13 protein-coding genes and 1 other RNA gene are annotated in these 13,722 nt (G+C 37.6%); all 14 read left to right on the forward strand.

Translation table 11 applies throughout. From position 1 onward, the window contains the following. The first annotated feature begins 8 nt into the window (after window positions 1-8). Window positions 9-193, forward strand: a non-coding RNA gene (ssrS, locus tag JMM81_RS01075) — 6S RNA. 316 nt (window positions 194-509) lie between these two features. Then, complete coding sequence (locus JMM81_RS01080) at window positions 510-1,283, forward strand: tRNA threonylcarbamoyladenosine dehydratase (RefSeq protein WP_256239660.1); 774 nt, start codon at window positions 510-512, stop codon at window positions 1,281-1,283. A 192-nt stretch (window positions 1,284-1,475) separates the two neighbouring features. Continuing rightward, entirely contained in the window at window positions 1,476-2,267 is a 792-nt protein-coding gene (locus JMM81_RS01085) for a hypothetical protein (protein WP_256239661.1), read from the forward strand. A 3-nt stretch (window positions 2,268-2,270) separates the two neighbouring features. After that, window positions 2,271-2,645, forward strand: a complete 375-nt coding sequence (locus JMM81_RS01090; protein WP_256239662.1) for a GntR family transcriptional regulator — start codon at window positions 2,271-2,273, stop codon at window positions 2,643-2,645. Window position 2,646: 1 nt separating this feature from the next. After that, entirely contained in the window at window positions 2,647-3,339 is a 693-nt protein-coding gene (locus JMM81_RS01095; RefSeq protein ID WP_256239663.1) for an ABC transporter ATP-binding protein, read from the forward strand. A 14-nt stretch (window positions 3,340-3,353) separates the two neighbouring features. Continuing rightward, a complete protein-coding gene (locus JMM81_RS01100) occupies window positions 3,354-4,280 on the forward strand; it encodes an ABC transporter ATP-binding protein (protein WP_256239664.1) in 927 nt (308 codons plus the stop codon). Further along, complete coding sequence (locus tag JMM81_RS01105) at window positions 4,273-5,232, forward strand: ABC transporter permease (RefSeq protein WP_256239665.1); 960 nt, start codon at window positions 4,273-4,275, stop codon at window positions 5,230-5,232. The genes JMM81_RS01100 and JMM81_RS01105 overlap by 8 nt, the downstream gene beginning before the upstream one ends. Window positions 5,233-5,503: 271 nt before the next feature. Continuing rightward, window positions 5,504-6,790, forward strand: coding sequence for a replication-associated recombination protein A (locus JMM81_RS01110; RefSeq protein WP_256240284.1), 1,287 nt, complete (start codon window positions 5,504-5,506; stop codon window positions 6,788-6,790). 133 nt (window positions 6,791-6,923) lie between these two features. Beyond that, complete coding sequence (locus JMM81_RS01115) at window positions 6,924-7,604, forward strand: YczE/YyaS/YitT family protein (protein ID WP_256239666.1); 681 nt, start codon at window positions 6,924-6,926, stop codon at window positions 7,602-7,604. A gap of 11 nt (window positions 7,605-7,615) precedes the next feature. Next, entirely contained in the window at window positions 7,616-8,035 is a 420-nt protein-coding gene (gene cymR, locus JMM81_RS01120) for a cysteine metabolism transcriptional regulator CymR (protein WP_256239667.1), read from the forward strand. Between the two features lie 72 nt (window positions 8,036-8,107). Beyond that, a complete protein-coding gene (locus JMM81_RS01125) occupies window positions 8,108-9,256 on the forward strand; it encodes a cysteine desulfurase family protein (protein ID WP_256239668.1) in 1,149 nt (382 codons plus the stop codon). A gap of 24 nt (window positions 9,257-9,280) precedes the next feature. Then, the gene (gene mnmA / locus JMM81_RS01130; protein WP_256239669.1) at window positions 9,281-10,393 is read left to right on the forward strand and encodes a tRNA 2-thiouridine(34) synthase MnmA; all 1,113 of its coding nucleotides are present in this window, start codon (window positions 9,281-9,283) and stop codon (window positions 10,391-10,393) included. Between the two features lie 133 nt (window positions 10,394-10,526). Beyond that, window positions 10,527-11,195 (forward strand): tetratricopeptide repeat protein, encoded by a 669-nt coding sequence (locus JMM81_RS01135; RefSeq protein ID WP_256239670.1) that lies wholly within the window; start codon window positions 10,527-10,529, stop codon window positions 11,193-11,195. Between the two features lie 34 nt (window positions 11,196-11,229). After that, window positions 11,230-13,626: an SF1B family DNA helicase RecD2 gene (gene recD2, locus JMM81_RS01140; protein WP_256239671.1), complete on the forward strand. Its 2,397-nt coding sequence runs from the start codon at window positions 11,230-11,232 to the stop codon at window positions 13,624-13,626. Window positions 13,627-13,722 lie beyond the last annotated feature (96 nt).

Here is a 13,722-nt window from a genome sequence, read left to right on the forward strand (position 1 = left end):
TCTTTAAAAGAGTCCTGATGTGTTCGTCGTGTAACCTAATAGTTTGACCGAACATTTTACCTTCGGGAGTTCGAGTTTTCGATCAGAGTAAATGCCTTCTTGTTAAGGACTTACAATAAATTGAAACAGAACACCCACCTGCTTAGTGCGGGTTCAAACGAGGCATAAAAGCAACGGCATGATTGGGACTCTTTTACTTACATATGCTATAATAAACTTGAAAAAATCCATGTCACATACAATTTGACATGGATTTTTAGCTGTTTTTTAGGAGATATATTCCAAAAGTATGAATCTCCCAATTTTGATCATTATGGTCTATTGGTAGTCTCGAAAAAATTAAAATTCCTCCTGAATTTCTCCTGATACGGTCACCAACATGCTATCTATAGTGATCGTAATTCCTTCATGTACCTTGATTGGTAATTGTTTCGAACATAGAAAGAGTATGATATATTCAATAACGGGAAATACATAAATAAGCTAGAAGAATATTGGAGTTGGTCTAAATGTTACATCAATTTTCGCGTAATGAACTCGCAATTGGTACAGAAGGATTAGAAGCGTTAAAGAATAGTACAGTGGCTGTATTAGGTATTGGAGGAGTAGGTTCCTTTTCTGCTGAGGCTCTTGCTCGTTCAGGTGTTGGGAAACTAATTCTTATTGATAAAGATGATGTTGATATTACGAATGTAAATCGTCAAGTAATTGCTTTACTTTCTACGGTAGGAAGACCGAAAGTAGAATTAATGAAAGAAAGAATTGCTGATATTAACCCTGATTGTGAAGTAGTAGCTTTAAAAATATTTTATACGGAAGAAACATATGAAGAAATTTTTGGCTATGATCTAGATTTTGTTGTAGATGCTTCTGATACAATTTCTTATAAAATTCATTTGATGAAAGAATGTTTGCAAAGAAAGATCCCAATTATCTCAAGTATGGGTGCTGCCAATAAAATGGATCCAACCCGTTTCCAAATTGCAGACATTTCAAAAACGCATACAGATCCACTTGCCAAGGTTATTCGTACAAGATTAAGAAAAGAAGGAATTAAAAAGGGAGTCCCTGTTGTTTTTTCAGATGAAAGCCCAATTGTCATCCGTGAAGATATTCGTAAAGTGGTCGGAAAAGAGGATGCGGAAATCCGCAAAGCCCAAATGCCTCCTTCCTCTAATGCCTTCGTTCCATCTGTAGGAGGGCTTATTATGGCTAGCTATGTAGTCAGACAGCTATTAAGTGACATCAAAATCAGTACGGTAAAAGATGTAAAAGACGCCTAATGGGGCGTTTTTTTGTTTGTTTTTTGAAACCAGAGATTAAAAAGAATATTCAATCCTACTTTATAGTTGTAAGAAAGACAGGCTAAGGGAAAAAATGGGCTTTTAACTCTGTTGACATGTAATTATGTCCTAGTGTACTATTTACCTAGAACACTAATACAATTATATAATGTCTGAAAGGGGATCGTGTAAGTGATAGCATTTAAAGGGTTATATTGGAAAGAGCTGAAAGTATCTTTGTATGACTTTTATATAATGACGGGATTAAGCATGTTTATGTTTATCGCTGGATTTGGTTTAACAAGTTATTTTCAAGAACCGGGTATTGTTGCGGTTATTTCTTTCATTGCATTTGTGATGCATGTGATCTACCTGCCCATTTTCTTACTTTCATCACTTGGGAGAGAAGGAAAAACACAGCTTTGGTTGCATAACCCAAATAGTGGATCAAAGCTGTTATTGGCGAAACTTGTTGCACAATTATCCTATTATTTTATTTCACTTTTTATCGCATTCTTAGTTACGTATTGGACGGTTAATCAGGCGATGAGAACAGGACTTTTTCTGGAGTTTCAAGACCAAGTTCTAAGAGGTCTGATTTTTGTAGGAGTATCTATCACGTTAATGACAATCTATTTCGGGATATGGGTGATCTTTTATTGGTCCTTTTATCACTCAATGAAAGGCATAACGTACTTGAAAAATATTCGTTGGCTCATGATCTTTTTTGTTTGGATGGCGATTAGTGCGATTGGTAATTATATTCGATTCCATCCCCTCTTTGAAAAAGTCACTAGTATAGGGGTGATTCAAATTCATGTTCTTCAAGGAATAAGTTTTCAAGTAGAACAAGAGGGAGCTAATCTCACGCCAGACATTGGGATAATCAATTTTTCAATCATTGGTGGGTTACTTTATACCATTCTGATCATTGCAGTCTTTTTCATTTCAGTTTGGCTTCTTGAACGGAAAGTAGAGGTGTAACATATGGGAAAGGAGTTTCAAGCATCTAAGCCCATTTACATGCAAATCGCAGACAAAATTAAACAACAAATTGTGAGAAATGAACTTAAGCCAGGGGATAAACTCCCTTCTGTAAGAGAAATGGCAGTCCAAACAGGAGTAAATCCAAATACGATTCAAAGAACATACACTGAATTGGAGAGGATGGCAATAGTGGAAACAAAAAGAGGTCAAGGAACATTTGTCGTTGAAAGTGAAACGGTTATCCAAGAATTGAAGTTTCAATTACAAATAGATATGATTTCAACATTTGTTAATAACATGAGAGAACTCGGCTTTTCTGAGAAAGAAATGGTTGCTAGTCTTATTCGCTATTTTGAAGAAGGGCAGGGGAAATAGAATGATTCAATTCGAGAACGTTTCGAAAAAATATGGTCGGGAATTTGCGTTAAAGAATCTATCTTTCGAGCTTACAAAAGGAAAAATATATGGCTTGCTTGGTCCGAATGGTAGCGGGAAATCAACGACCTTAAAGATGATGGCCGGGCTTACTCATCCAACTACTGGAGAGGTGCTCGTAAATGGTAGAGAGGCTAATCGAAGAATTGCAGACGAAGTGGCCTATCTAACGGAGCTTGATATGTTTTATGAATCATTTAATGTAATGGATATGATCAGGTTTTCTGCTTCTCAATTTTCAGACTTTGATATGGATAAAGCTCAGGAATTACTAGCATTCATGTCATTAGATACGACTAAGAAAATAAAGCAGCTTTCTAAAGGAAATAGAGGAAGGTTAAAACTGGTTATTGCCCTTGCCCGTCATACATCTATATTACTACTTGATGAACCTTTTTCCGGTCTTGATCCAATTGTTCGTGAATCAATTGTAAAGGGACTCATATCATTTGTGGATTTTGAACATCAAACAGTTGTCATTGCTACACATGAAATAGACGAAATTGAAGCACTTCTTGATGAAGTTCTTGCCATTCAAAATGGAGTTATTTTAGAAAGAAGAGATGTGGAGCGATTGCGAGAAGAAGAAGGGTTATCTGTTCTCGAATGGATGAAGAAAATGTTTAAGGAATGAAAGGTGTTGATAGAATGACAGGAATTGTGAAACTAAATAATGTTACGAAAACAATTAAAGGAAAAAAAATTATCGATTCCATTAGCTTTGAAGTTCGTAAAGGAGAGGTATTTGGTTTTCTTGGTCCGAATGGAGCGGGAAAGACGACAACAATTCGTATGATTGTTGGGTTGATTGGAATCACTGAAGGTGATATTGAAATTGATGGAAAAAGTATCAAAAAAGATTTTGAACAGGCGGTAAGGCATGTTGGAGCCATTGTAGAAAACCCGGAAATGTATAAATTTCTTACCGGTTATCAAAACTTAATTCATTACGCTCGTATGACAAAAGGAATCAGAAAGGAAAAAATCCTTGAGGTAGTAGAATTAGTAGGATTGACTGAGAGAATTCACGAGAAAGTAAAAACATACTCACTCGGAATGAGACAGCGTCTCGGGTTGGCTCAATGTCTTTTACATGACCCGGATGTCTTGATTCTAGATGAACCGACAAATGGTTTAGATCCAGCAGGGATAAGAGAGATTCGTGATCATCTTCGTATGCTTGCAAGGGAACAGGATATGGCAGTGATTGTATCAAGTCATTTATTATCCGAAATGGAAATGATGTGTGATCGAATTGCCATTATTCAAAATGGGAAATTGATTGATGTTCAGCAGATTCATGATTTTGTCCAAGGAACAGAGAAAATATTTTCCTTTGAATTAGCTAATCAAGCAGAGGCAATAAAGGTGATCACAGCGGAATACCCAGGGGTGAAAATGGAACAAATAGATTCTGGTTTAGCTATCATGATTTCTAAAGAACAAGTCCCTGAAATGGTGACATTACTAGTTGAACACAAGATTTCTATCTATGGAATAAAAGAAATGACAAAAACATTAGAAGATCGCTTTTTAGAAATAACAGGAGAAAAGAAGGGAAATATTCATGTTTAATTTAATCAAAAATGAATGGATGAAAATTTTTCGACGCCCTGGAACCTATGTTATGATTGGACTCCTTGTTCTAATGGTCACTATAACTGGCGCTTTTATCAAATACCAAGAACAAGGTGGTGTAGTTCCTGACAATGAAAACTGGGAACAGGGGCTTCAAATGGAAAATGAAAGTCTTGAAAAGCAACTTGAAGAAATAAGAGGAACTGTTCCGAAAAGCTCGATCAATTATTATGAAAGGCAAATTGCCCTTAATGAATATAGACTCGAACATCAGATTTCACCAAATGTAGAATATTCGGTTTGGAGTTTTGTGAATGAGACTTCATTAATAATTGATTTTGCCGGTCTGTTCACCATTATCATCGCAGCAGGGATCATTGCGAGTGAATTCACATGGGGAACGATTAAATTACTTTTGATTCGACCAATTAAACGAGGGAAAATTCTAGCTACTAAATTTATTACGGTTCTATTATTTGGCTTACTCGTGCTCTCAATTTTATTTGGCTTATCGGCATTGTTAGGAGCTGTCCTGTTCGGTTTCCCTGAAAATCCTACTCCCTATTTAAACTATTATGAAGGGACGATTACAGAACAGAGTATGCTGGCACATTTACTCGTCTTTTATGGCTTGAAATCGATCAATATGTTTATGCTTGCAACAATGGCGTTTATGATTTCAGCTGTTTTTCGCAATAGCTCACTTGCGATTGGATTATCCTTGTTTCTTATGTTCATGGGAAGTCAGGTTACACAAATGATTGCGATGAAATATACATGGGCAAAATATATTTTATTCGCTAATACAGATTTAATGCAATATTTCAATGGAATACCAATGGTTGACGGTATGACCCTTCCATTTTCCGTTTCCATGTTGGTCATCTATTTTCTCCTATTCCTCTTTTTGGCCCATATGGTTTTCAAAAAACGTGATGTAGCTGCTTAGAATATCGGTGTCAGGCACCAAAAATGGACACTTATCTATTCTTTGTCTTGTACAGAAGGACATGAATTTGTAGATTCATAATTATAATGCAGAAATAACCAGGGGCTGCCCCATAAGGTGTCTGACACTTTATGGGACAGCTCTTTTTTTGCGTGAGTATTAGAAAAATGTCCATCTGAAAAGTGCAAATAAGTTGAATTCGTCTTTTTGCAGTGCCTGACACCGAACTTTAAGCTATAATGATGGGAGAGGTTGAATGGGGGTTATTGGATTGAATGGTGAACCACTTGCCTATCGAATGCGTCCGTCAACGATTGATGAAGTAGTCGGACAAAAAGAGGTTATCGGAAGTCATACAAGTTTGTATAAAATGATCAATAACGGCTACGTTCCTTCGATGTTGTTATACGGGGAACCTGGGATCGGAAAAACATCGCTTGCCTATGCCATAGCAGGCACGACGAAGATTTCATTTATTGCTTTAAACGCAACCACATCAGGGAAAAAAGATGTAGAAGAGGTTGTCCAAGAAGCGCGTCTAACGGGCAAAGTGATTCTTTTTTTGGACGAAATCCATCGCTTTAATAAAGCACAGCAGGATTATCTCCTCCCACATGTGGAAAATGGAACGATCATTTTAATTGGTGCGACAACTGAGAATCCATTCCATGATGTGAATCCAGCGATTCGAAGCCGGTGTGGACAAATTCTGCAATTGACAAGACTAGAGAAGGAAGACATTGCTCAGTTGATTGAACAGGCATTGAAGGATGAGAAAAAAGGACTTGGCAACTTATCTATCCAAATGAATGAACAGCAAATCGATCGTATCGCTGAAGGTGCAGGTGGTGATGCAAGAAAAGCACTTACTATGCTTGAATCCATCGTTTATTCTTCCGATATAGAGGATGATACATATATTGTAAAGTCTGATACAGTTGAAAATATGATCTCCCGTGTCGGGGTGTATGGGGATAAAAAAGGTTCCCATTACTATAATCTATTATCAAGTTTACAAAAAAGTATTAGAGGCAGTGACGTAAACGCAGCTCTCTATTATTTGGCTCATTTACTTGAAAGTGGGGATATCGTTTCGATCAATAGAAGATTGCTTGTAATCGCCTTTGAGGATATCGGTCTTGCAAACCCCAATGTAGGGAGTCATGTATTAGCTGCAGTAACAGCTAGTGAACGCCTAGGCCTGCCAGAAGCAAGGATTCCGTTAGCGGTAGCAGTTGTTGAAATGTGCTTATCTTCAAAATCAAATTCTGCGTATCAGGCATTAGATGCTGCAATTGAAGGAGTCCGTACTGGAGAAGTAGGGGAAATTCCAAAACATTTACGAGATGCTCATTATGCCGGGGCCAAAAAACTTGGCCATGTAGGATATCAATATCCGCATGATTATCCACTTGGAACATTCGGAGGATGGGTAAATCAGGACTATCTACCGGATAACTTAAAAGAAACGCAATATTATCATCCACTTGAAGCAGGAGAAGAAAAGCGGCTCGCTGCTATTTATCATAAATTAGAAAAATTTAAAAAAGGTAAATAAGCTTATTTACCTTTTCCGCTGTTGCCTTTCTTCTACTCAAAACCATGTAGAATTGAACAAGATTATGATATAATATTGAAAGTCTATCTCTATACTATGTTTTATATATATCTAAAAAAATCGAGGAGAAATCATGCATTCTAGAAAGAACAGAAGTCAAACGGGTCCACGATTTATCATTTATTTGTTAGGTTTACTTGTCATGTCATTAGGCATTGTTCTCATTATTTTAGCGGATCTTGGTCCATCACCATGGGATGTACTTCATGTGGGTCTTTACTATCGTGTCGGATTAACGATTGGAAGCTGGAGTATTATTGTCGGACTCATTATTTTGATTATATCTGCCCTTCTTTCAAAATCGATTCCACAAAGTGGAGCCTTCATAAATATGATTCTCGTTGGTTTATTTATTGATATGTTTTTGATGATTCCATTTTTGCAAACACCCACTTCCTTTTTCGGAAAAACGTTGATGTTTGCAGGTGGTCTTCTTATAAATTGCTATGGAATGGGGCTGTATATATCTGCCCAACTTGGTGCCGGTCCAAGAGACAGTTTAATGCTTGCCATTACTTCGAAAACAGGTTGGAAAGTAGGAAGGGTTCGTAGCGTGATAGAAGTTCTTGCTTTTACGATAGGCTGGCAGTTAGGTGGACCCATTTTTTGGGGCACCATCGTTTATGGAATATTGATTGGGGTGTTTGCCGGTTACAGCATCCCGCAATGTCAAAACTTAACAGACATGCTATTAAGGAAGTTGCAAAAAGAACCCCATCCAGAGATGTATCAAACTTATAAAGAAATGAATTGAGGTGTTAGGATATGAAAATTTCTACAAAAGGTCGTTATGGTCTAACAATTATGATTGAATTAGCAAAAAGATATGGTGAAGGTCCAATTTCATTAAAATCAATTGCACAAGCAAATGATCTATCCGAACATTATTTAGAGCAATTAATTGCTCCCCTTCGAAATGCTGGACTAGTGAGAAGTGTTCGTGGGGCATACGGTGGTTATGTATTAGCCGATGAACCTTCAAAAATTACATCAGGCGATATTATTCGTGTGCTGGAGGGACCGATTACTCCTGTTGAAGGAATTGAGGATGAAGAACCGGTTAAAAGGGCATTATGGATAAGGATAAGGGACGCTGTTAAAGATGTTTTAGATAATACAACCATTGAAGACCTAGCAAACCATAAAGACGAAGGTGAAATTGATTCCTATATGTTTTATATTTAAAAAATAGGCTGTATGAATAATGATTTATTAATATAGCCAAATATAGAGTTTCAACTTAAGAAGGTGAATGATTTGGAACGTATCTATGTCGATCATGCGGCAACAACTCCTATGCACCCGGTAGTAGTCGAAAAAATGACAGAAACGATGAGGGATCAATTTGGCAATCCGTCAAGCATCCATTTCTTTGGACGTGATGCAAGGAAAATCGTAGACGAAGCACGTTTTGGTATTGCGAGGAGTATTGGTGCACATGAAACAGAAATTATTTTTACAAGTGGTGGAACGGAAGCAGATAACTATGCCATTTTAGGTGTAGCTGGGGCATCTAAAGAAAAGGGTAACCATATTATTACGACAGTCATTGAGCATCATGCTGTCTTACATGCTTGTCAAGAATTAGAAAAACGAGGATTTGATGTCACGTACTTACCTGTTGATGAAACAGGTAGGATCTCCATGACAGATTTTCAGGATGCATTAAGAGATGATACGATTCTTGTGACAATTATGTATGGCAATAATGAGGTGGGCTCCATTCAGCCTATTGCTCAAATTGGTCAGCTTCTTTTAGGTCATCAAGCTGTATTCCATACAGATGCTGTTCAGGCGTATGGAATAGAGAGGATTGATGTGAGCGAGTTGAAAGTGGACTTATTAAGTACGTCTGCTCATAAAATTAATGGTCCAAAAGGAATCGGTTTTCTTTATATCAAAAACGGTGTAAAACTGTCTCCGCACTCTTTTGGAGGAGAGCAGGAAAGAAAAAGACGAGCGGGTACAGAAAATGTTCCTGCTATTGCCGGTTTTCTAGAAGCTGTTAAGATTAGCGGGATGGACCAAGAGAAAAGAAAACAACAGTATATTTTATATAAGGAAACGTTACGCAAAATATTAAAAACAAGAAATATTGAGTTTCATATAAATGGAACACTTGAAACTGCCTTGCCTCATGTATTAAATATAAGCTTTCCTGGTACAAATGTAGAGGCATTATTAGTGAATTTAGATTTAGCTGGCATAGCAGTATCTAGCGGATCCGCCTGTACGGCAGGGACCGTTGAACCATCACATGTTCTTGTTGCTATGTTTGGAGAAGCAGAATCTGATCGACTAACAAACTCTATTCGATTTAGCTTTGGGATGACAAACACGGTAGAGCAAATCGAGAAAGTCGGGGACGAGTTAGCAAAAATTATTCAGCGTTTAATCAATAGATAGGATGGAACAGAAAGGAGGAGGAAAATGAAAGAACCGAAAGATATACGTGTGGTTGTTGGTATGTCAGGGGGAGTAGATTCTTCTGTAGCAGCACTATTATTAAAACAGCAAGGCTACGATGTGATTGGTATTTTCATGAAGAACTGGGATGACACGGACGAGTTTGGTGTTTGTACCGCAACAGAAGATTATAATGATGTAATCCGGGTTTGTAATCAAATCGGGATTCCTTATTATGCCGTTAACTTTGAAAAACAATATTGGGATAAAGTGTTTACGTACTTTCTTGAGGAGTATAAAGCAGGAAGAACACCAAACCCAGATGTGATGTGTAATAAAGAAATTAAGTTTAAAGCGTTCTTAGAGCATGCCGTAAATCTTGGTGCTGATTATTTAGCAACCGGTCATTATGCCCAAGTAGAATTCCGAGATGGCGAGTATAAAATGCTGCGTGGTATTGATGAAAATAAAGATCAAACGTATTTTTTAAATCAGTTAACACAAGACCAGCTTTCTAAAGTCATGTTTCCGATAGGTGGCATTGAAAAGCCAAAAGTGAGAGAAATCGCGATGGAAGCAGGATTAGCGACGGCTACTAAAAAAGATAGTACGGGAATTTGTTTTATTGGTGAAAGGAATTTCAAAACCTTCCTAAGTCAATATTTACCTGCTCAACCAGGAAACATGGAAACTTTTGATGGTGAAGTAGTAGGAAAACATGATGGTCTGATGTACTATACGATCGGGCAGCGCCATGGTCTTGGAATTGGTGGTGCTGGTGAGCCTTGGTTTGCGATTGGTAAAGATTTGAAACGGAATATTCTTTATGTTGGGCAAGGTTTCCATAATGAAAAACTCTATTCTACGTCAATTACTGCTACGGATATTAGCTGGGTATCAAATTTGGAGAAGCCAGGAAGTTTTGAATGCACAGCAAAATTCAGATATCGTCAATCCGATAGTAAGGTGAAGGTCGAAATGTTAGAAGACCAAAAAGTGAAAGTTATTTTTCATGAGCCAATTCGGGCTATCACACCTGGACAAGCTGTTGTTTTTTATAATGGAGATGAATGTCTTGGTGGCGGTACAATCGATAAAGTATTTAAGAATGATGAACAACTCACATACGTTGGCTAATGAACACCCCTGATTCCCGTTGGAGTCAGGGTGTTTTTCTTTAGCATCTTTCATACATAAATGATACTTCATATGCTATACTTTTTAGTTAGAATAACGTACAGGGCTTACTATATGATCGGAGTGAAGGAACGTGGATAAAAATCAAATAGGCATTAAATATATGCAAGAAGGTAAATGGGAAGAAGCAGCAAAGGCTTTCATGGAAGCCATCGAGGAATCTCCCAATGAGGCTATTTCATACATAAATTTCGGTAATGTCTTAACTGCTGTTGGAGAAACAAAAAAGGCATTGGACTTTTTTCAAAAAGCAATCACTTTAGATGAAAATGCAGCTGCCGCCTATTATAGTGCAGGTAATTTATTTTATGAAAATGAGCAATTTCAGCAAGCAAAAAATATGTTTGAAACGGCATTGAAAAAAGGATTAGAATCAGCCGATAATTTCTTTATGCTTGGCATGTCCCTCGTAGCGCTTGAGCAGCCAAGACTAGCGCTTCCTTATTTTCAAAGATGTACAGAACTGAATGGAGAAGACGCGGAAGCCTTTTTTCAATATGGGCTTTGCTTAGCGAATCAAGAATACATAGATGAAGCGATCGTTCAATTGGAAAAATGCATTAGTATAGATTCTCATCACGCGGATGCTTTTTATAATTTGGGTGTGGCCTACGGATACAAAGAAGATGGAGAAAAGGCATTACAAATGTTTGAAAAGGCTTTACAGGTTCAACCAGATCATTTATTAGCAGGTCATGGAAAGAAATTGATCGAAATGGGAACTGAAGATACGGAGTCATAATCGAAACGCATAATGCATAAAGGGGGTGCCCTTGATGGAAAAGCAGGATTCGCTTGATTTATATGCTGAACAAGGAAAATTTATGAAGGGTAAGCATATCGTAACGATTTTTCATAATGAGCAAAATTTGTATACGGTATTGCGGATTAGGATTGAAGAAACAAATGAACATTATGAAGATAAAGAAGCTGTCATTACCGGTTATTTTCCGAAAATACACGAACAAGAAAATTATATTTTTTATGGAGAGTTGAAAGAACATCCAAAGTTTGGAGCTCAGTTTCATTCTACTCACTTTCGGAAAGATATTCCGCAAACAAAACAGGGTGTTGTTAGCTATCTTTCCAGTCAATTGTTTAAAGGGATTGGGAAGAGAACAGCTGAGAAAATTGTAGAGACACTTGGTGAGAATGCGATATCAAGAATTTTAAATCAGCCTTCTTTATTAGATCAAGTTCCTAAGCTTCCACCTGATAAAGCAAAAGATTTATATGACACGTTGATGGAGCATCAAGGTTTGGAACAGGCGATGATTGCTTTAAATCAATATGGCTTTGGACCTCAATTATCGATGAAAATTTATCAAGCATATAAGGAAATGACGCTTGATATCATTCAAAGCAATCCATATAAATTAGTTGAGGATGTACAAGGAATCGGCTTTGCTCGCGCCGATGAACTCGGCTTCCATCTTGGAATCACAGGCAACCACTCCGACCGAATAAAAGCCGGTTGTCTTTATATTTTAGAAGCAGAGTGTTTACAAACTGGACATGTTTTTGTGGATGCTGAAAATCTTTTATTAAACGTGCAAAAACTTTTAGAAGAAAATAAACGGGATCAAATAGAATTTACAGATATAACACGTGAATTATTAAAGCTTGAAGGAGAAGGGAAAATAGTAGTAGAAGACAAAAGATTTTATTTGTCATCTCTTTATTTTTCTGAGAAGGGGTTAGTAACAAGTATCCAGAAGCTTCTTGAGCAAACGGAATACGAGGAACAATTTCCGGAATCTGAGTTTTTACTTGCGCTTGGCAATCTAGAGGATCGTCTCGGTGTTCAATATGCCCCAAGCCAAAAAGAAGGGATTCAAACAGCTCTTATGTCCCCTTTATTAATTTTAACAGGGGGACCTGGGACTGGGAAAACAACGGTCATTAAAGGGATTGTGGAACTTTATGCGGAACTTCATGGTTGTTCGTTAGATCCAAAGGATTATAAAAAAGAAGAACCCTTTCCATTTCTTCTTGCTGCCCCTACGGGAAGAGCGGCAAAAAGAATGACTGAATCGACAGGACTTCCGGCTGTAACCATTCATCGTTTGTTAGGGTGGAATGGTAGTGAAGGTTTTGATCATGATGAAGAAAACCCACTGGAAGGAAAAATTCTCATTGTTGATGAGACATCGATGGTTGATATTTGGTTGGCGAACCGCTTATTTAAAGCATTACCAGAACATATCCAAGTGATCTTGGTCGGTGATGAAGATCAACTTCCATCTGTTGGACCAGGACAGGTATTAAAAGACTTGCTTCAATCTCATGTCATTCCGACGATCCGTTTAACGGATATCTATCGTCAGGCAGAGGGATCTTCCATTATTGAGCTTGCCCATGAAATTAAAAAAGGGAAGTTACCTACAAATATTTCTAAGCAACAAGCAGATCGCTCTTTTATTCAATGTAACACTGGACAAATGGCTGACGTAATTAAGAAGGTTGTTCTCAATGCAGCAAAAAAAGGGTACTCTCCACGAGATATTCAAGTGTTAGCTCCGATGTATAAAGGGGCTGCTGGAATTGATCGTCTTAATCAAATGCTACAAGAAATCCTAAATGGAAATCCGACTGGATCACGTAAAGAGTTAGCTTTTGGTGATACAAAGTATCGCGTGGGTGATAAAGTTCTCCAATTAGTGAACCAGCCGGAAAGTCATGTTTTTAATGGGGATATGGGTGAAGTTGTTTCTATTTTCTATGCGAAGGAGAATACGGAAAAACAAGATATGGTCGTTGTTTCGTTTGATGGGGTAGAGGTCACTTATACGAGACAGGATTTAACTCAAATTACGCTGGCTTATTGTTGTTCGATTCATAAATCACAAGGAAGCGAATTTCCAATTGTCATTTTACCGGTTGTGAAAAGCTATTATCGAATGTTGCGAAGAAATCTTATTTATACAGCGATCACGAGAAGTAAGCAATTTTTGATTCTTTGTGGGGAAGAAGAGGCCTTGCGTATGGGTGTCGAGCGTGCGGACGAACAATTGCGTCAAACGACCTTAGCCGAAAAATTGAAGAGTCTCCTTGAACAGAAAACGAAATCAATCGTGCAAGAAGATGATGATCCTAAGACTTATGAAGAAATGATGATGAGCATTGATCCAATGATTGGAATGGAAGATGTGACACCATATCAATTTATGTAAAGGAAAAGAGCATTCATTCAGATGCTCTTTTTTCCATGGAAAATGCTTCTTCTAATGATTTGTAAGCCTAAGTAAATACTATAAATGTTCGGGAGG

It is taken from the genome of Bacillus sp. V3B (assembly GCF_024494465.1).
In the GTDB taxonomy this organism is placed as follows: domain Bacteria; phylum Bacillota; class Bacilli; order Bacillales; family Cytobacillaceae; genus Bacillus_BD.